Origin of the sequence: Streptomyces violaceorubidus (assembly GCF_000717995.1) — a bacterium.
GTDB lineage: Bacteria > Actinomycetota > Actinomycetes > Streptomycetales > Streptomycetaceae > Streptomyces > Streptomyces violaceorubidus.
Genome location: NZ_JODM01000003.1, coordinates 324,751 through 343,834, shown reverse-complemented (window position 1 = coordinate 343,834; position 19,084 = coordinate 324,751). Strand labels below are relative to the sequence as shown.

The window sequence follows — 19,084 nt, the reverse complement described above, 5'->3', positions numbered from 1 at the left end:
AGCTGTGGGGGATGGGCAGGGGTGGGCGGCTGGGGCGGAGCTGGGTCCTGGTCATGACCTTGCGCATGGGGTCCCCGTTCGGCGGCCCGGGTGATACCGGGCGGTAACTTCATGGTTGGGGATCTTGTACGGGCTGGAGGTGCGGCACGGCAAGGAGGCGGCCGCCCGCGTCGAGGGGGCGGAGAAGTTCACCTATCCGAGTGATCGAGGGGTCCGGGAGCCCGGAACACCAGGGGCGGCCCGGGTGAACGCGGGGCCCGGGGTGGACGCCTCGGAGGCCCTGGGTGGGGACCCGAAAGGGGACACCCGCACGTATCCTGGGGGCTCTCCCGCCGGGTCGCCGAGCGCACCGGCGGTGTCCCCGACCACGAAAGCGGCAGACTCATGCGCGTCTACGTCCCCCTGACCCTGTCCGGCCTCGCCGAGGCGCACCGGGCGGGGGAGCTGGGGACCGGGCCGCTCGTCGCCTACGCCGTCACGCCGGCGCTGCGCGAGTGGTACCTGTCGGACGACATCGAGGAGCTGGAGTACGCCGCCCTCAACCGGGCCGCGCTGGCCTCGCTGCGGCTGCTGGCGGCGGACCCCGCCGCGGCACGGCGCCGGGTCGTGGTTGCCGCCGACGTGCCCGACGGCGCCGCCACGGCCGACCCGGACCGCGGACTCGACCCGGCGGCGCTGGGCGAGGTCCGGGTCGCCGGGCCGCTGCCGCTGGCGAAGGCGGCCGCGGTGCACGTCGACTCCGCCGACGCGGAGGCGGACGTGAGCGCCGCGACCGAGGCCCTCGCGGCGGCGGACGGCGGGGACGACGACGCCCAGTTCGTCGTGGACGGCGCCGAGGACCACGAGCTGCTCTGGTACGCGACGCAGGAGATCCCGAACCTGGTGTGACCCGGCCCCCGCACCGCGGCATCCCGATTGTCAGTGGCGGCGGGTACGTTTTCGGGCATGGGGATGCAGACGGGCGCACACATCGTGTGGGACTGGAACGGCACGCTGTTCCACGACAACGACGCGATCATCTCGGCGACGAACGCGGCCTTCGCCGAGCTGGGGCTGGCGCCGATCACGCTGGAGCGGTACCGGGCGCTGTACTGCGTGCCGGTGCCGAAGTTCTACGAGCGGCTGATGGGCCGGCTGCCCACCGAGGCCGAGTGGGAGGTCATGGACGCGGCCTTCCAGAGCCACTACAGCGCGCACCGGAGCCGGTGCCGGCTCGCCGAGGGGGCCACGGAGCTGCTCGCCGGGTGGCGGTCGGCGGGGCGCAGCCAGTCGATCCTCAGCATGTACGGCCACGACGAGCTGGTGCCCCTGGTCAAGGGCTTCGGCATCGAGGCCCACTTCATACGCGTCGACGGACGGACCGGGCCGTCCGGCGGCAGCAAGGCCGAGCACATGGTGCGCCACCTCGCGCAGCTGGCGCTGTCCGGGGTGGAGCCCGCCCGCACGGTGGTGATCGGCGACGCCGCGGACGACGCGGTGGCGGCGCGCCACGTGGGTGCGGGGGCGGTGCTGTACACCGGGGGGTCGCACAGCCGGGCCGGCCTGGAGGGGGTCGGGGTGCCGGTGGTGGACACGCTCGGGGAGGCCGTGGTGGTGGCGGAGCGGCTGGCGGGATGACGCCGCCGCCCGGTGCGGAGCCCGTGCCCGCCCGTCCGGTCGGAGCTGTGCGAAACGTCCAAGTTGTGGGCCCGGTTTTGTACACATGTGGCTCATGACGGGGAGCATCCGGGGGGCGATAGCCTTGTGGGCGTGATCAGCGCGATAGCTCGCGGGGGCCCTTGTGTCCCCGCCCCGCGCCCGGTGCCCACGGACGACATCCGTGGCCGGGCGGCGGTCGCTGATCCTCGCGGGCGGGACGGGGCATCGAAGACCCCCGACACGGCGCCGCACACTCCCCGGACGGTGACGGCGAGAGCGAAGTCACACCCTGTGGAAGCGGCGACATTGGCTGATATGCCCCCGCTTCTCTCATCTTGCGGCATAGCGTCGGAGCAGACCGGACACCCCGTGTCCCGACGTCATGCCGGAAGGCAGGAGACCGTACTTCCTTCTACGTCACGCAACGGCGCGCGACAGGAGTCAGAGGACAATGCAGACCAAGCTGGACGAAGCCAAGGCCGAGCTGCTCGAAAGGGCTGCGCGGGTAGCTGAGAACAGCCCGGTCGGGGGGCACCTACCGACCGGGACGACGGGCGAGGGAGCTCCGGGCTCCCCGGACGGCCCGGACGGCGCCCCGGACTACGCATCCGTGTTCGCGTTCCTCCAGCGCTACTACCGGCACACCGCCCCGGAGGACCTCGCCGACCGCGACCCGGTCGACGTCTTCGGAGCCGCGGTCTCGCACTACCGGCTGGCCGAGAACCGCCCGCAGGGCACGGCGAACGTCCGGGTGCACACCCCGACGGTCGAGGAGAACGGCTGGACGTGCAGCCACTCCGTCGTCGAGGTGGTCACCGACGACATGCCCTTCCTCGTCGACTCCGTGACCAACGAGCTGACCCGCCAGGGCCGCGGCATCCACGTCGTCGTCCACCCGCAGATCGTGGTGCGGCGCGACGTCGCCGGCGAGCTCGTGGAGGTGCTGGCCGGTCCGCCCGGCGCCGACCTGCCGCACGACACGCACGTCGAGTCCTGGATCCACGTCGAGATCGACCGCGAGACGGACCGCGGTGACCTCAAGCAGATCACCGCCGACCTGCTCCGCGTCCTCAACGACGTCCGCGAGACCGTCGAGGACTGGGGCAAGATGCGGGACGCCGCCGTCCGCATCGCGGACCAGCTGCCGACCGAGGCCACCCCGGAGGACCTCCCCGCGCGTGAGCTGGAGGAGGCCCGCGAGCTGCTGCGCTGGCTGGCCGACGACCACTTCACCTTCCTCGGCTACCGCGAGTACCAGTTGCGCGAGGACGACTCCCTCGCCGCCGTCGCCGGCACCGGCCTCGGCATCCTGCGCTCCGACCCGCACCACGCGACCGACGAGAGCCACCCCGTCAGCCCCTCCTTCGAGCGGCTGCCCGCCGACGCCCGGGCCAAGGCCCGCGAGCACCGGCTGCTGGTGCTGACCAAGGCGAACAGCCGGGCCACCGTGCACCGGCCGTCGTACCTGGACTACGTCGGCGTCAAGAAGTTCGACGAGAACGGCAACGTCGTCGGTGAGCGGCGCTTCCTCGGGCTGTTCTCCTCCGCCGCCTACACCGAGTCCGTCCGCCGGGTGCCGGTCGTGCGGCGCAAGGTGGAGGAGGTGCTGGAGCGGGCCGGCTTCTCGCCCAACAGCCACGACGGGCGGGACCTGCTGCAGATCCTGGAGACGTACCCGCGCGACGAGATGTTCCAGACCTCCGTCGAGGAGCTGGAGCCGATCGTCACCTCCGTGCTCTACCTCCAGGAGCGCCGCCGCCTGCGGCTCTACCTGCGCCAGGACGAGTACGGCCGCTACTACTCGGCCCTCGTCTACCTCCCCCGCGACCGCTACACCACCGGCGTCCGGCTGCGGATCATCGACATCCTCAAGGAGGAGCTCGGCGGGACCAGCGTCGACTTCACGGCCTGGAACACCGAGTCCATCCTGTCCCGCCTGCACTTCGTGGTCCGGGTCCCGCAGGGCACCGAGCTGCCGCACCTGTCCGACGCCGACAAGGAGCGCGTGGAGGCCCGGCTCGTCGAGGCCACCCGCTCCTGGGCCGACGGGTTCGGCGAGGCGCTGACCGCCGAGTTCGGCGAGGAGCGCGCCGCGGAGCTGCTGCGTTACTACGGATCCGCCTTCCCCGAGGGCTACAAGGCCGACCACGGCCCGCGCTCCGCGGTCGCCGACCTCGGTCACCTGGAGGCGCTCGACGAGGAGAAGACCTTCGCGCTGAGCCTGTACGAGCCGGTGGGCGCCGCGCCCGAGGAGCGGCGTTTCAAGATCTACCAGAAGGGCGGCTCGGTCTCCCTGTCCGCCGTACTGCCGGTGCTCAGCCGGCTCGGCGTCGAGGTCACCGACGAGCGGCCCTACGAGCTGCGCTGCGCGGACCGCACCACGGCCTGGATCTACGACTTCGGCCTGCGCATGCCCAAGGCCCCGTCCGGCGGCGCCGACTACCTCGGCGACGACGCCCGCGAGCGCGTCCAGGACGCCTTCGCCGCCACCTGGACCGGCAAGGCGGAGAACGACGGCTTCAACGCCCTCGTGCTCAGTGCCGGACTGACCTGGCGCGAGGCGATGGTGCTGCGCGCGTACGCCAAGTACCTGCGGCAGGCCGGTTCGACCTTCAGCCAGGACTACATGGAGGACACCCTCCGCAACAACGTCCACACCACCCGCCTGCTCATCAACCTGTTCGAGGCGCGGATGGCGCCGGAGCGGCAGCGTGCGGGGCGGGAGATCGTCGACGCCCTGCTCGAAGAGGTCGACGCGGCCCTCGACCAGGTGGCGAGCCTCGACGAGGACCGGATCCTGCGGTCCTTCCTCACCGTCATCAAGGCCACGCTGCGGACGAACTTCTTCCAGGAGGCGGCGGGCGGCAAGCCGCACGACTACGTCTCCATGAAGTTCGACCCGCAGGCCATCCCCGACCTGCCCGCGCCGCGCCCGGCGTTCGAGATCTGGGTGTACTCGCCGCGCGTCGAGGGCGTGCACCTGCGCTTCGGCAAGGTCGCGCGCGGTGGTCTGCGCTGGTCGGACCGGCGCGAGGACTTCCGCACCGAGATCCTCGGCCTGGTCAAGGCGCAGATGGTGAAGAACACCGTCATCGTGCCGGTCGGCGCCAAGGGCGGTTTCGTCGCCAAGCAGCTGCCCGATCCGAGCGTCGACCGCGACGCGTGGATGGCGGAGGGCATCGCCAGCTACAGGACGTTCATCTCGGCGCTGCTCGACATCACCGACAACATGGTGGCCGGCGAGGTCGTGCACCCCGCCGACGTCGTCCGGCACGACGAGGACGACACCTACCTGGTCGTCGCCGCCGACAAGGGCACCGCCAAGTTCTCCGACATCGCCAACGAGGTCGCCGAGTCCTACAACTTCTGGCTCGGCGACGCCTTCGCCTCCGGCGGCAGCGCGGGCTACGACCACAAGGGCATGGGCATCACCGCCCGCGGCGCCTGGGAGTCCGTCAAGCGGCACTTCCGGGAGCTGGGCGTGGACACCCAGAGCCAGGACTTCACGGTCGTCGGCATCGGCGACATGTCCGGCGACGTCTTCGGCAACGGCATGCTGCTCAGCGAGCACATCCGCCTGGTCGCCGCCTTCGACCACCGGCACATCTTCCTCGACCCGACGCCGGACGCGGCCACCTCCTACGCCGAGCGCCGCCGGCTGTTCGAGCTGCCCCGCTCGTCCTGGGAGGACTACAACACCGAGCTGCTCTCGGCGGGCGGCGGCATCTTCCCGCGCACGGCCAAGTCGATCCCGGTCAACGCGCACGTCCGCGAGGCCCTCGGCATCGAGGCGGGCATCACCAAGATGACCCCGGCCGAGCTGATGAAGGCGATCCTCAGCTCCCCGGTGGACCTGCTGTGGAACGGCGGCATCGGCACGTACGTCAAGGCGTCCACCGAGTCCAACGCGGACGTCGGCGACAAGGGCAACGACGCCATCCGCGTGGACGGCAGGGACCTGCGGGTCCAGGTCGTCGGCGAGGGCGGCAACCTGGGCCTGACCCAGCTGGGCCGGATCGAGTTCGCGTTGCAGGGCGGCCGGATCAACACCGACGCCATCGACAACAGCGCGGGCGTGGACACCTCCGACCACGAGGTGAACATCAAGATCCTGCTCAACGGTCTCGTCAAGGACGGCGACATGACCGTCAAGCAGCGCAACAAGCTGCTCGCCCAGATGACCGACGAGGTCGGCGCGCTGGTCCTGCGCAACAACTACGCGCAGAACACGGCGATCGCCAACGCGCTCGCGCAGTCCAAGGACATGCTCCACGCCCAGCAGCGCTTCATGCGGCACCTGGTCAGGGAGGGCCACCTCAACCGGGCCCTGGAGTTCCTGCCCACCGACCGCCAGATCCGGGAGCGGCTGAGCAGCGAACACGGCCTGACCGGCCCGGAGACGGCCGTGCTGCTGGCGTACACGAAGATCACCGTCGCCGAGGAGCTGCTGCACACCTCGCTGCCGGACGACCCGTACCTCAAGGGCCTGCTGCACGCCTACTTCCCGACGGCGCTGCGCGAGCAGTTCGCCGAGCAGGTCGACAGCCACCCGCTGCGCCGCGAGATCACGACGACCGTCCTGGTCAACGACACGGTCAACACGGGCGGTACGACGTATCTGCACCGGATGCGCGAGGAGACCGGCGCGTCGCTGGAGGAGATCGTGCGGGCGCAGACCGTGGCCCGGGCGATCTTCAGTGCCTCCTCGGTGTGGGACGCGGTGGAGGACCTGGACACCAAGGTCGACGCCGCCGTCCAGACCAGGATCCGGCTGCACTCGCGCCGCCTGGTCGAGCGCGGCACGCGCTGGCTGCTCAACAACCGGCCGCAGCCGCTGGAGCTGGCCGAGACGGTGGAGTTCTTCGCCGAACGGGTCGAGCAGGTGTGGTCGCAGCTGCCGAAGCTGCTGCGCGGGGCGGACGCGGAGTGGTACCAGCACATCCACGACGAGCTGACCGCCGCCGGGGTCCCGGACGAGCCGGCCACGCGGGTGGCCGGGTTCTCCTCGGCCTTCGCGACGCTGGACATCGTGTCGGTGGCCGACCGCATGGGCAAGGAGCCGCTGGACGTCGCCGAGGTGTACTACGACCTCGCCGACCGGCTCGGCGTCACGCAGCTGATGGACCGGATCAGTGACCTGCCCCGCAACGACCGCTGGCAGTCCATGGCCCGCGCGGCGATCCGCGAGGACCTGTACTCGGCGCACGCGTCGCTGACCGCGGATGTCCTGGCGGTGGGCAACGGCACGTCGACGCCGGAGCAGCGGTTCAAGGCGTGGGAGCAGAAGAACGCGGCGATTCTCGGGCGGGCGCGGACGACGCTGGAGGAGATCCGGGGGTCGGACGCGTTTGATCTGTCCAACCTTTCGGTGGCCATGCGGACGATGCGGACGTTGCTGCGCACGCATTCGTAGGCGGGGCGGATTCTTACGCCGTTGCCGTGTGGGGCGCCTCGGGCCGGGTTCGGTCCGGGGCGCCTTGGCGTGTGCGGCGGGGTGAGGGCTGGGCGGGGGCGGGGCGCAACCCGGCGTTGCGGGGTGCCGCTGCGCCCACCCGTGCCGCCCCAGCGGCACGACTGCCCGCAGCTAGGGGGAGCGGAGCGGGTCAGTGGAGGACGTTGGCTGCCAAGCGGGCCGCTCTGCGTGTCCTTGGGGTGGACAGGCGGCGGGCTGCCGGGCGGAGTAGCGCGGCGGTGGCGCCCACTGGCTGCCAGGTGATCTGGAGGCGGCCCGGGTTGTGGCCCTCCGGGCGGAGGGTGACGCGGTGGGGGGTGAGGCCGGCGCGGTGGGGGACGCGGGCCGTGAGGGGCGGGAAGGCCAGGGGTGCCAGGAGGATGCCCGTGTGGGTGCGACCCCGGTGGCGGAGCCGGAGCACCGGATGGCGGGTGCCCTCGAAGCCGTGGAGCGGGAGGCGGGCCGACGCCAGGTCGAGGCGGACGCGGCCCTCGAAGACGCCGGGGCCGACCGGCGAGAGGCGGAAGGGCACCGTGAGGCGCCTGCGGCCGGGGGCGAGGTGGAGCACGGCGCGCTGGGGGCCGACGGGGAGGCGCAGGGCCGGGTCGTAGGTGCGGACGGTGAGGTCGACCGACGCACCGGGGCCGCGCGTGATCCGGGTGATCTCGTGCCGGAGCAGGGCGGTGAAGAACGGGCGGGTGTCCAGTTCCAGGTCGCTCAGGTCCAGCTCGCGCCGGGCCTCGGGGGAACCCGGGACTTCCTCGCCCCAGTACAGGCGGCCGTCCGTCTCGTCCGGCGTCACCCGGCGCGGTGCCACGTCGTGGCCGAGGCCGCGGGCCGCCGTGCGGACGTCGGACAGGCGCCGGTCGCGCAGCAGCCGCAGGACGACGCGTTCGGCGCGGGGCAGCCGGGCGTAGGCGCCCTCGGCGAGCGTGTCGAGGTAGGGATTCATCAGGTCGGCGAAGGACGTCAGCCAGGCGTCGTCCCGGTAGGGGAGGTCACCGGCGTACATCCGGAAGTCGTGCTTGAGGAACTTGAAGTCCTTGTCCTCGCGCAGCCCCTCGTGCCCGCTGCGGGCCAGGAACGCGTCGATGAGCCGCTGCACGTGGACCCGGTCGCGGACGTTGGTGAGCTTGTGCCGCTGGTTGGAGATGGAGGCGGAGTCGGAGGCCGCGTAGGGGGCTATGTACCAGCGGTAGACCGGCTCGGGGACGACGGTGAACGTCTTGGCCAGGCAGTACGCCTGCGCCGAGAAGAGCTGGTCCTCGTAGTGGATGCCCTCGGGGAAGCGCAGGCCGTGCCGGTCGAGGAAGGCGCGGGCGTACATCTTGCTGGTCGACAGGTGCTCGAAGAACAGCCGCGGGTCCGCCTCGATGCCGTCGAGGGTGCGGCGTTCGGCGACCAGGTGCGGCATCCAGGTGGTACGGCGCCCGCCGTCCACGCGGACGCGGTGCACGGCGCCCATCGCGAAGTCCAGCTCGCGTTCGCGGTGGGCGGCGAGCAGGAGCTCGACGGCCCGCTCGGGGAGTTCGTCGTCGCTGTCCAGGAACATCAGGTACGGCGCCCGCGCGGTCTCCAGGGCGCGGTTGCGCGGGGCGCTGCACCCGCCGCTGTTGCGCGGCAGCCGCAGGTACACGATCCGCGGGTCGTGGGCGGCCAGTTCGCGGGCCACCTCCTCGGTGGCGTCGGTCGAGTGGTCGTCGCTGATGACGACCTCGATGTTCGCGTGGGTCTGGCGCAGCACGGACGCGACGGCGCGGGGCAGGCGTTCGGCGTCGTTGTAGACGATGACCGTGACGGTGACGTCCGGAGTACTCGGCGCGAGGGGTGGGAGCGTGCCGGTGGCCGGGCTCGTGGTGGCTGTCCTCATGACGCGCGGGCCTCCTCGGGGCTCGGGGCCGGGGTGCGGTCCTCGATGGGCAGGACCGGGGGCAGGGTCCGTTCGTCCTCGCCGAGGAAGACCCGGCGCACGACGCGTTCGGCGGCGTGGCCGTCGTCGTACTCGCAGAAGCGGCGCCGGAAGGCGGTCCGTGCCTTCGCCGCGCGTTCGTCGTGCCAGGCGTCGGTGGTGAGGATCTCCGTCAGTTCCGCCTGGCTGCGGGCGACGGGCCCGGGGGCCTCGGCCATGAGGTCGAAGTAGACGCCGCGGGTGGTGCGGTACGTCTCCCAGTCGTCGGCGTGGACGACGATCGGGCGGTCGAGGTTGGCGTAGTCGAACATGATCGACGAGTAGTCGGTGACCAGCGCGTCGGCGGCCAGGCACAGTTCCTCCACGGGTTCGTAGGAGGAGACGTCGACGAGGCGGCCGGTGCGGCGCAGGCCCGCGAGCGGGACCGAGGGGGAGGCGGCGCCGTCGTAGAAGTAGTGGGCGCGCACCAGCAGGACCGTGTCCTCGCCGAGTCGGTCGGCGAGGGCGGCGAGGTCGAGGCGCGGGGTCCAGCCGGCCTCGTAGTCGCGGTGGGTGGGCGCGTAGAGGACCGCGCGGCGGCCGGGCGCGATGCCGAGGCGGGCGCGGGCGGCGCGGACCTCGGCGGGACCGGCGGTGTAGTACACGTCGTTGCGCGGATAACCGTGGTCGAGGGAGAGGTGGCGGGAGGGGTAGGCCCGCTGCCACATGCGGGTGGAGTGGCTGTTGGCGGAGACGCTGTAGTCCCACTTGTCGACGCGTTCGAGCAGTGCCTGGAAGTCCAGGCCGTGGGCGGCGGCCGGGTAGGGCAGCTGGTCCAGGCCCATGCGCTTGAGCGGGGTGCCGTGGTGGGTCTGGAGGTGGACGGCGCCGGGGCGTTTGACCACCGCGTCCGGGAAGTTGACGTTGTTGACCAGGTACTTGGCGCGGGCCAGCACCTCCCAGTAGCGGCGCGTGCCGGGCACCACGTGGTCGGTGCCGGGCGGCAGCAGGGCGGCGCCCGCCGCGGTGACCACCCACACCGGGTGGACGCTCGGGGCGAGTTCGGCGAGCTTGGCGGCGATCGCGGCCGGATTGCAGGCCACCCCGCGGTTCCAGTACGCCGAGAAGACCGCGAGGTGCGGGTCGACCGGGCGGGCCAGGGCGCCGCGGTACTGGAGGGCGCGCAACCGGGTGCCGGCCCGGTGCCTGCCGGTGCGCACGGCGGAGCGCACCCCGCGCCGGGCGTGGTTGGCGCTCTGGAGGGCGCGGTACTTGCCGTAGGCGCCCTCCTCCAGGAGCGACCGGCGTACGCCCTCCAGACCGGCCGGGTGCCGCAGTCCCTCGGGGCGGTGGCGCCGGGCGGTCACGGACGCCCGGTGGAAGAACTCCCGCGCCACGTCGTCCGGCATCCCGGCGCGGGCGAAGGTGTGCAGGCAGTCGCGGACCATCAGGTCGTACAGGACACCGTGGACGGCGGTCCGGCCGGCGGCCAGGCCGAGGAGCGCCTCGTAGCGGTCGACCAGCGCGTAGCGCTGCGCCGGGGTGGGCGGCGGGAGGCTTTCGTGCCGCAGCCGGCGGTCCTCGTAGGCCGGGTGCGGCAGGCAGGCGACCCGGTCGGCGAGCAGCAGCGCGGCGTACGCGGCGAACGGCTCGTCCTCGGTGGTCAGGAGCCGTTCGTGGGCCCGCCAGAAGCCGGCGCGCAGGACGCGGCTGCCGAGCAGCGGGGTGAGGCGGAGCAGCGCCGCCCGGTCGTCGAGGGCGAGACCGGCACGGCCCGCGCGGGCGAGGCGGGGGCCGTCGGGGGAGGGCAGGCCCGAGGCCCGCCACGAGCTGCGGACGTGATCGAGGAGCAGGACGTCCACGGTGTCGGGCAGGGTCCCGGCGTGCGCGGCGACGGCGGGCGGGGCGCCGACCGGCACTCCGTCCTTGGCGTGCACGAAGTGCAGCCACCGGCCCCGCGCCCGTGCCGCCCCCGCCGAGCGGGCCGCGGCGTCGCCGGCCCCGTCCGGCAGGGGCAGCACGGTGAAGGCGGGGGCGTGCCGCTCGGCGACCTCCCGCGCCCAGTCCCCGACGGCGGCGACGATCACCTCGACGCCGGTGAGGGGATGGGCGTCCAGGGAGTCGAGGAGCGCGGGCAGGTGGTCCTGCACGTTGCGGCCGTGGACGACGACGCTGAGGGCGGGGGCCGCCTCGGCGAACGGATCGGGGACCGTCTCGGGCATCGCGGGGACTCCTTCGCCTCGGCCTTCGCTTCGTCGCTCCCGGGTCACTCCTGTGGGTCGGTTTCTATTCGGTCATAGTGGCATCGATCGGGCAAAAGGATTAATCGGGAGGGCGGTGAGTACGCCGTCCGGGGGACGGGACGCTCAGACGACCGCCTTGGCCCCGGGGGCGGGCTCGGGTGCTGTCTTGGGGGCCGCCTTGGGAGCCGCCTTGGGCTTCGCCGCCCGGTCCGGCCCGCCGGTGAACTTCTCGTACTCCTTCAGCACCTCCTCCGTCGGCCCGTCCATGCGCAGCTCGCCGCGCTCCAGCCACAGCACCCGGTCGCAGGTGTCGCGGATGGACTTGTTGCTGTGGCTGACCAGGAACACCGTGCCGGCGTGCCGGCGCAGCTCCCGGATGCGCTGCTCGGACCGCTTCTGGAAGGAGCGGTCGCCGGTGGCCAGGGCCTCGTCGACGAGGAGGACGTCGTGGTCCTTGGCGGCGGCGATGGAGAACCGCAGCCGGGCCGCCATGCCGGAGGAGTAGGTGCGCATCGGCAGGGTGATGAAGTCGCCCTTCTCGTTGATCCCGGAGAAGTCGACGATCTCCTGGTACCGCTCCTTGATCTGCGCGCGGGACATGCCCATCGCCAGGCCGCCGAGGTACACGTTGCGCTCGCCGGTGAGGTCGTTCATCAGGGCGGCGTTGACGCCGAGCAGGGAGGGCTGGCCGTCGGTGTAGATCCGGCCGCTCTCCACCGGGAGCAGGCCGGCGACCGCCTTGAGCAGCGTCGACTTGCCCGAGCCGTTGGTGCCTATCAGGCCGATGGCCTCGCCCCGGTAGGCCACGAAGGACACGTTCTTCACGGCGTGCACCCGGCGCACGCCCGCGGCCTGCTCGGTCTTCGAGCGGCGCAGGATGCGGTGGAGGGCGGCGGTCGCGGAGCCGCGTCCGGCGCCGGTGCCGTTGACCCGGTAGACGATGTCGACGCCGTCGGCGACGACGGTGGGCACGCGCTCGGCGGGGGTGTTGTCAGCGGGGGTGTCAGCCACGACCGTATGTCTCCTCGGCCTTCCAGAAGTAGATGAAGCCGCCGATCCCGGCGACCAGCGCCCAACCCACCGCGAGCGCCCACACATGGGGCGGCAGCTGGCTTCCGCCGAAGCTGTCGATCAGGGCGAAGCGCATCAGGTCGATGTAGACGACGGCGGGGTTGAGCTGGAGGGCGGTGCCGACCCAGGACGGCAGGCCGCTGTCCGGGCCGGTCATGTGCTCGATGCTGAACATGACGCCGGAGGCGTACATCCAGGTGCGCAGCAGGAACGGCATCAGCTGGGCCATGTCGGGGATCTTCGAGCCCACCCGGGCCATGATCATCGCCAGGCCCGCGTTGAACACGAACTGCAGCACCAGGGCCGGGACCGCCAGCAGCCAGGAGGGGCCGGGCGGCACGCCGAACGCCAGCAGGATCACGACCAGCGCGCACATCGAGAACAGCAGCTGCTGGAGCTGCTGGAGGCAGAACGACACCGGCAGTGCCGCCCGCGGGAAGTGCAGGGCGCGGACGAGGCCCAGGTTGCCGGAGATGGCGCGGGTGCCCGCCATGATCGAGCTCTGCGTGAACGTCCACACGAACACGCCGGTGACCAGGAACGGGACGAAGTCCGCCACGTCGCGCCTGGTGTCCAGCAGCAGGCCGAAGATGAAGTAGTACACCGCCGCGTTGAGCAGGGGCGTCATCACCTGCCAGAGCTGGCCCAGCTTGGCCTGGCTGTACTGGGCGGTGAGCTTGGCGGTGGAGAAGGCGCCGATGAAGTGCCGGCGCGCCCACAGCTGGCGGACGTACTGGGGCAGGGAGGGGCGGGCACCGCTGACCGACAGGCCGTGCCGGGCGGCGAGTGCCGCGAGGTCGTGGCCGGGGCCGGACGGGGGTGCGGTGGCGGTGGCGGCCTGGGTCGATGCCCGGGTCGGGGGTGGGGGGTCGAGGACCTGGCTCACATCCGGTGCTTTCGCTCGGGGGAGGGGGCGAGAGGGCGACGCCCGTCGTTCACCCGGGTGACCGTGGGTGTTCATTTACGTCGGGACGGCACCGTATCGTCGTGACGTGAGCGTAGGCCGTGGCAACGCCGGAACGCAACCGTTTCGTCGTGACGCCCTATGCTTGACCCGCATGACGACCAACGCCGCCGCCGACGAGCCACCGCGCCCGCGCCGCCGGGCCCCCGCGGGGGCGGCGGTGCTGCGCGAGGACGTGACGGAGGCCATCCGGGCGGCGGTCTTCGGGGAACTGGCGGCGGTCGGCTACGCCCGGATGTCCATCGAGGGCATCGCGCGCCGCGCGGGCGTCGGCAAGACCGCCGTCTACCGGCGCTGGCGCTCCAAGCTGCACCTGGTGCTCGACGTCGTCTCCGCCCTCGCCGTACAGGGCCTGCCCGCGCCGGACACCGGCTCCCTGGAGGGCGACCTGCGGCTGCTGTACGAGGTGACCTCCCGCGCCCTGCGCCACCCCGTGGCCTCGCAGATCATCCCCGACCTCCAGGCGGAGGCGGCCCGCAACCCCGACATCGCCGAGGCGCTCCAGAAGACCCTGCGCGAGGGCCAGGACGGCGTGGCCAGCAGGATCCTCGCGGCGGCGGCCGAACGCGGTGAGCTGGACCCGGCGCTCGACACCGACCTGGCCCTCGACCTCATCTCGGGCCCGCTGTACTGGCGATCGGTGGTCATCCGCAGCCCGAAGCTGCCGAAGGGCTACCTGGGATCGCTGGCCCGGGCGACCGCTCAGGGCCTGAAGGCGCTCTGAGCCGGGGGCCGCTGTCGGTGGCCCCTGCCGGGGTCCGCACGCGGGCCCGGGACTGGGCGGGCCTCGGCGCGCCGCTCGCCGAGGACCCCCGGCACCGCCGGTCCCGCGGGATGGGCGCCCGGCTGGTCGGGCTCGCCGCCGAGCGGGCGCGGGCGGCAGGCCGTGAGTGGCTCCACGTCGACTCCGAGGAGCACCTGCGCCCGTTCTCCTTCGAGGCGTGCGGCTTCAAGGAGACGGCGGCCGGACTCGTCCCTGTGACCGCCGGGCGAGGGGCACACTGGTCCGATGATCTCCACAGACCCCAAGGCCAATCTCCGCTTCTACCTCCAGTCGGCCCGCGACGCCCTGCTCTGGAAACTCGAAGGGCTCTCGGAGTACGACATACGGCGCCCGGCGACGCCGACCGGTACCAACCTGCTCGGGCTGGTGAAGCACTCCGCCACCGTGGAACTGGGCTACCTCGGCGAGGTGTTCGGGCGGCCGTCCCCCAAAGCGCTGCCCTGGATGGAGGACGGTGCCGACGCCGACGCGGACATGTGGGCCACCGCCGACGAGTCACGCGAGTTCGTCGTGGGGGTGTACCGCCGGGCGTGGGCCCACGCGGACGCGACGATCGACGCGCTGGCGCTGGACACGGTCGGCAAGGTGCCCTGGTGGCCGGAGGGCAAGGACGAGGTGACGCTGCACCATGCCGTGATCCGGGTGATCGCGGACGCCCAGCGGCACGCCGGTCACGCCGACATCGTCCGGGAGCTGACGGACGGTGCCGTGGGGATGCGCGAGGACAACTCCAGTGTGCCGGCGGGGGACGCCGCGTGGTGGGCTGCGTACCGGGACCGGATCGAGGACGCGGCCCGGGAGGCCGAGCGCCGGGCGACGCCGGGCCGGACCCGATGAGGCGGGCGTGGACGGGCCCGGTGCTGCTGCTGATCGCCGGAGCGGGGGCCGCGAGCGGGCCGTTCGCCCAGGGGCGCCCGGGGACGGGTGCCGCGCTGTCGCTCCTGTTCGTGCTGCTGGCGTGGCTGGTCTCGCCGCTGGTGTTCCCCCGGTCGGTCGGTGCGCCTCAGGCACTGCGGGCCGGCGCCGCCGACGGCCGGCCGGTCGTCTTCTGGCGGCCGGGGTGTGTCTACTGCCTGCGGCTGCGCATCCGGCTGGGCCGGAAGGCGCGGCGGTTGCACTGGGTCGACATCTGGCGCGACGAGGCCGGGGCGGAGGTGGTGCGGGGGGCCAACGACGGCAACGAGACCGTGCCCACGCTGCTCGTGGCGGGCCGCACGTACACCAATCCGGACCCGGCGTGGGTGCGTGCGCAGGTCTCCTCGTCCCGCTGACCCGGCCCCGGCCCCGGCCCCGGCGTCCCGCGTCCCGGGCGTCAGTCCCGGGCCGCCTCCGGGTGGAGCCGTACCCAGCCCGCCCAGGCCGAGGTGATCATGTCCTCGACGTCGCACTTGGCCTTCCAGTCCAGCTCGACGGCGGCGCGGTCGGCGGAGGCGACGACGCGGGCCGGGTCGCCGGGGCGGCGGGGCGTGACCGTCGGGGGCTGGTCGTAGCCGGTGAGGGCGTTGATGCGGTCGATCATCTCGCGGACGGAGACGCCCTCGCCGCGGCCGATGTTGAGGGTGAGGGCACGGCCCGGCGAAGACCGCAGGGCGCGGGCCGCCGCCACGTGCGCCTCGGCCAGGTCGACGACGTGGATGTAGTCGCGCACGCAGGTGCCGTCCGGCGTCGCGTAGTCGTCGCCGAAGATCCGGGGGGCCGCGGACTCCGTCAGCTTCTCGAAGACCATGGGGACGAGGTTGTAGACGCCGGTGTCGGCCAGCTCCGGGCTCGCCGCGCCCGCCACGTTGAAGTACCGCAGGCACGCCGTGGCCAGCCCCGCCGCCTTGCCGGTGGCCCGGACCAGCCACTCGCCGGCCAGCTTGGTCTCGCCGTACGGCGACATCGGCACGCAGGGCGTCTCCTCGGTCACGAGGTCGACGTCGGGCATGCCGTACACGGCGGCGGAGGAGGAGAAGACGAAGGACGGGACCTCGGCCTTCGTGACCGCGTCCAGCAGGACGCGCAGACCCTCGACGTTCTCCCGGTAGTAGTGCAGGGGCAGGTCCACCGACTCGCCGACCTGCTTCTTGGCGGCCAGGTGCACCACGCCGGTGACCGAGTGGTCGGCCAGGGCACGGGCCACGCGCTCCCCGTCCAGGACCGAGCCCACCACCAGGGGGACACCGTCGGGCACGCGCTCGGCGATCCCCGTCGACAGGTCGTCGTAGACCACGGCCTTCTCGCCCGCTTCGGTCATCGCCCGTACGACGTGCGCCCCGATGTATCCGGCGCCGCCGGTGATCAGCCAGGTCATTCGGCCGTCCCCTTCGTTCAGTGGTCCTTGCTAGCCATGATCCGTCATCCCGGCGCCCGCGGGCGCCCGCACCCCTCAGGACGGTTCGGGGGCCGGATCGGTGCCGTACGCGTCCAGTGCCGCCGTGAGCCGGTCGAGGCGGGCACGCAGGTCCTGGATTTCGGCGAGGTCCAGGCCGGTCGCCGCGGAGATCCGGCGCGGCACCTCGACGGCCCGCTCGCGCAGCGCCGAGCCCTCCCCGGTCAGCCGCACCTGGACCGACCGCTCGTCGCGCGCGCTGCGCTCGCGCCGCACCAGACCGGCCGCCTCCAGCCGCTTGAGTAGGGGGGACAGGGTGCCGGAGTCGAGCCGGAGGTGCTCGCCGAGCTTCTTCACCGGCAGCTCGCCGTGCTCCCACAGCACCATCATGACCAGGTACTGCGGGTAGGTGAGCCCCAGGTCCTTGAGGACGACGCGGTAGACGCCGCCGAAGGCGCGCGACGCGGCGTTCAGGGAGAAGCAGATCTGCTGGTCCAGGCGGAGCCAGTCGGTGGCGGGCGTGGTCATGCGCTCCAGGGTAGCGGACTCGTACTTGTTCACAATTTAGTTGTGCGCAATTAAGTTGCGTCCGGCTCGGTTGCGTGCTCTACTGGTGGCTGTCAGGCACCCAGGCCTCCTCCTGAAAGGGACGGTTTCTCCCATGGACGCGCTCTACACCGCCGCCGCCACCGCCACCCACGGCCGCGACGGCCGCGCCGTCACCTCCGACGGCAAGCTCGACCTCGCCCTCGGATTCCCCGTCGAGATGGGCGGCAACGGCGAGGGGACCAACCCCGAGCAGCTGTTCGCCGCCGGGTACGCCGCCTGCTTCGGCAGCGCCCTCGGTCTGGCGGGCCGGGCGGCGAAGGTCGACGTCAGCGACGCCGCGGTGACCGCCGAGGTCGGCATCGGCAAGCAGGGCGAGGGCTTCGCGCTCGCCGTCACCCTCCGCATCGAGCTGCCCGAGGGCGTCGACGAGGAGACCGGCCGCAAGCTGGTCGAGCAGGCCCACCAGGTCTGCCCCTACTCCAACGCCACCCGCGGCAACATCCCGGTCGAGCTCGTCATCGAGTAGTCCCCGGCAGGGTCACCGCGGTCTGGGCGGTCACCCCACCCGCGCCAGCACCTCACCCGTCCGTTCGCTCCACGCGACCACCACCGCCTCCTCGGGCACCGGGTGCCAGCGGGTCAGCAGCAGCCAGCGGACGTGGTAGCGGCGGACGACGGCGGCGCGCTCGGCGCGGGTGGAGTCCGGCGCGAGGTACGCCTCGACGTCGGCCACCCGCCGCCCGCGCTCCCGCTCGTCCAGCGCCGGGTCCGGCCAGGCGGGCGCCGCGAGGTTCGGCCCGTACCCGGCGAGGGAGTGCCCGGCGTAGTAGCCGTCGGTGATCACGACCTCGCCGGGGCCGATGTGCCGGGCCGCCCACGTGTACGCCGGCCACCGGGGCGGCTGCTCGAAACCCACCGGGTCCAGCGCGCGCGGCACCACCGCCCCCGCATGGACCGTGAGGAACCCCAGCAGGGCGCCGGCCGTCGCGGCCCAGCCGAGCACCGCCCGCCGCCGCTCCCAGGGCCGGGGCGCCGCCAGCTCCACCGCCAGGGCGAACTGCGGGGGCACCAGTGTGAGCCCGAGGATCCGGCCGTAGGTGTAGTGGCCGCTCACCCAGCCGTACGCCACCACCGCGCAGTCCAGCGCGAACATCAGCACCAGCGGATCCCGCGGCGAGCGGCGTCCGCGCGCCCACAGGGCCGGCAGACCGAGCAGGGCCAGCCAGAACTCCCCGGGCAGGTGGAGGTACAGCACCCGGTGCATCGCGTCCACGCTGTCGTCGCCGGCCAGCGCGAACACGTCGAAGTACGGCCAGCCGGCCGCCACCCCCGCCGCCACGGCGCCGGTCAGCGCCCACCGCCCCACGACCGGCCCGCGCCATCCCCGCTGCCACCCGGCGACCAGCGCCACCGCGCCGAGCGCCGCCGCCACCGAGGTGATCGGGTGGACGAGGAGGATCAGGCCGTACAGGGCGCCGAGCCCCGCGTAACCGGGCAGGCCGCGCAGTCCGCTCGGCCCCACGTACCGCACCCGGCGCCGGTCCCGCGCCCGTGCGCCGGTCAGCGCCCAGGCCCAGAAGGTGAGCCCGATCGCGAAGGCCGACGGGTAGCCCAGGTTGCCCGTCATCGACATCAGCCCGAGGTAGCCGCTCCACCACGCCCGCTCGGTGCCCCACAGCAGCGTCATCGCGCCCAGCGCCAGCACCGGCGCCCACGGCCGCGGGGTCAGCACCCGCACGAAGCGGCCGAGGCCGGTCAGCAGCACCAGCAGGTTCAGCGGCCCGGCGAGCCGCACCACCTCCCAGCCGCCCAGCCCCGTCAGCCGGGCGAACGCACCCTGTGCCACCGCGTACGGCGAGTAGTACGCGCTGCCCGCGCCCGGCAGATCGGCCATCGGGTGCCGGGGATGGAGGAGGTTCTCCTTCAGGCGCTCGACGACGGCCGCGTGCTGGCCGGCGTCGCAGCACAGCGGCACCGCCCAGTACGCCAGCGCCATCACGAGGAAGAAGAGGAAACCGGCGGCCTGGTACGGGGATGGGCGCCAGATGCGTCCGCCGCGCAGCGCCGTCGCGCCGCGCACCGGCCGCCGGACGAGGACGTCGGCGCTCACGACACGGCGGGAGTGTGGGGCATTCGAGACATTTGGCGTATGTTCCCGGCGGGGTCGCCCCCGTCAATCCCTCA

At 72.8% G+C, this 19,084-nt stretch carries 14 protein-coding genes; 7 read left to right on the top strand and 7 right to left on the bottom strand.

The window, feature by feature from the left end:
* Positions 1 to 384 precede the first annotated feature (384 nt).
* From IE94_RS0108115 to IE94_RS0108105, 3 genes are all read left to right on the top strand, one after another.
* On the top strand, positions 385 to 888 hold the full coding sequence (locus tag IE94_RS0108115) for a DUF6912 family protein (RefSeq protein WP_030180345.1): 504 nt from the start codon (positions 385 to 387) through the stop codon (positions 886 to 888).
* 57 nt (positions 889 to 945) lie between these two features.
* Positions 946 to 1,617, top strand: coding sequence for an HAD family hydrolase (locus IE94_RS0108110; RefSeq protein ID WP_030180343.1), 672 nt, complete (start codon positions 946 to 948; stop codon positions 1,615 to 1,617).
* Positions 1,618 to 2,089: 472 nt separating this feature from the next.
* Entirely contained in the window at positions 2,090 to 7,051 is a 4,962-nt protein-coding gene (locus IE94_RS0108105) for an NAD-glutamate dehydrogenase (protein ID WP_030180340.1), read from the top strand.
* Between the two features lie 190 nt (positions 7,052 to 7,241).
* Here IE94_RS0108105 and IE94_RS0108100 read toward each other — a convergent pair whose 3' ends face one another.
* The 4 genes from IE94_RS0108100 to IE94_RS0108085 all read right to left on the bottom strand — a co-directional run bounded on the left by IE94_RS0108100 (position 7,242) and on the right by IE94_RS0108085 (position 13,178).
* The gene (locus IE94_RS0108100; RefSeq protein ID WP_030180337.1) at positions 7,242 to 8,960 is read right to left on the bottom strand and encodes a glycosyltransferase family 2 protein; all 1,719 of its coding nucleotides are present in this window, start codon (positions 8,958 to 8,960) and stop codon (positions 7,242 to 7,244) included.
* Positions 8,957 to 11,200 carry a CDP-glycerol glycerophosphotransferase family protein gene (locus IE94_RS0108095; RefSeq protein ID WP_030180335.1) on the bottom strand — a complete coding sequence of 748 codons (2,244 nt, stop codon included), beginning with the start codon at positions 11,198 to 11,200 and terminating at the stop codon, positions 8,957 to 8,959. The genes IE94_RS0108100 and IE94_RS0108095 overlap by 4 nt, the downstream gene beginning before the upstream one ends.
* Before the next feature lie 144 nt (positions 11,201 to 11,344).
* Positions 11,345 to 12,232, bottom strand: a complete 888-nt coding sequence (locus IE94_RS0108090; protein ID WP_030180332.1) for an ABC transporter ATP-binding protein — start codon at positions 12,230 to 12,232, stop codon at positions 11,345 to 11,347.
* Positions 12,225 to 13,178 (bottom strand): ABC transporter permease, encoded by a 954-nt coding sequence (locus IE94_RS0108085; RefSeq protein ID WP_030180330.1) that lies wholly within the window; start codon positions 13,176 to 13,178, stop codon positions 12,225 to 12,227. Before IE94_RS0108085 ends, IE94_RS0108090 begins: the two co-directional genes overlap by 8 nt.
* A gap of 172 nt (positions 13,179 to 13,350) precedes the next feature.
* Here IE94_RS0108085 and IE94_RS0108080 point away from each other — a divergent pair, with 172 nt between their 5' ends.
* From IE94_RS0108080 to IE94_RS0108070, 3 genes are all read left to right on the top strand, one after another.
* Positions 13,351 to 13,980 carry a TetR/AcrR family transcriptional regulator gene (locus IE94_RS0108080; RefSeq protein WP_030180328.1) on the top strand — a complete coding sequence of 210 codons (630 nt, stop codon included), beginning with the start codon at positions 13,351 to 13,353 and terminating at the stop codon, positions 13,978 to 13,980.
* A gap of 285 nt (positions 13,981 to 14,265) precedes the next feature.
* A complete protein-coding gene (locus IE94_RS0108075) occupies positions 14,266 to 14,877 on the top strand; it encodes a DinB family protein (protein WP_030180326.1) in 612 nt (203 codons plus the stop codon).
* Positions 14,874 to 15,311 carry a glutaredoxin domain-containing protein gene (locus IE94_RS0108070; RefSeq protein WP_030180323.1) on the top strand — a complete coding sequence of 146 codons (438 nt, stop codon included), beginning with the start codon at positions 14,874 to 14,876 and terminating at the stop codon, positions 15,309 to 15,311. The genes IE94_RS0108075 and IE94_RS0108070 overlap by 4 nt, the downstream gene beginning before the upstream one ends.
* 41 nt (positions 15,312 to 15,352) lie before the next feature.
* Here the strand turns inward: IE94_RS0108070 and galE are convergent, their stop codons facing one another.
* Both galE and IE94_RS0108060 read right to left on the bottom strand, forming a co-directional pair.
* Complete coding sequence (gene galE, locus IE94_RS0108065; RefSeq protein WP_030180320.1) at positions 15,353 to 16,333, bottom strand: UDP-glucose 4-epimerase GalE; 981 nt, start codon at positions 16,331 to 16,333, stop codon at positions 15,353 to 15,355.
* Positions 16,334 to 16,408: 75 nt separating this feature from the next.
* A complete protein-coding gene (locus IE94_RS0108060) occupies positions 16,409 to 16,879 on the bottom strand; it encodes a MarR family winged helix-turn-helix transcriptional regulator (protein WP_051777364.1) in 471 nt (156 codons plus the stop codon).
* Positions 16,880 to 17,012: 133 nt separating this feature from the next.
* Between IE94_RS0108060 and IE94_RS0108055 the strand changes: the two genes are divergently transcribed.
* A complete protein-coding gene (locus IE94_RS0108055) occupies positions 17,013 to 17,426 on the top strand; it encodes an organic hydroperoxide resistance protein (protein ID WP_030180314.1) in 414 nt (137 codons plus the stop codon).
* Positions 17,427 to 17,456: 30 nt separating this feature from the next.
* Here the strand turns inward: IE94_RS0108055 and IE94_RS0108050 are convergent, their stop codons facing one another.
* Positions 17,457 to 19,010, bottom strand: coding sequence for a hypothetical protein (locus IE94_RS0108050; RefSeq protein ID WP_030180312.1), 1,554 nt, complete (start codon positions 19,008 to 19,010; stop codon positions 17,457 to 17,459).
* Positions 19,011 to 19,084 lie beyond the last annotated feature (74 nt).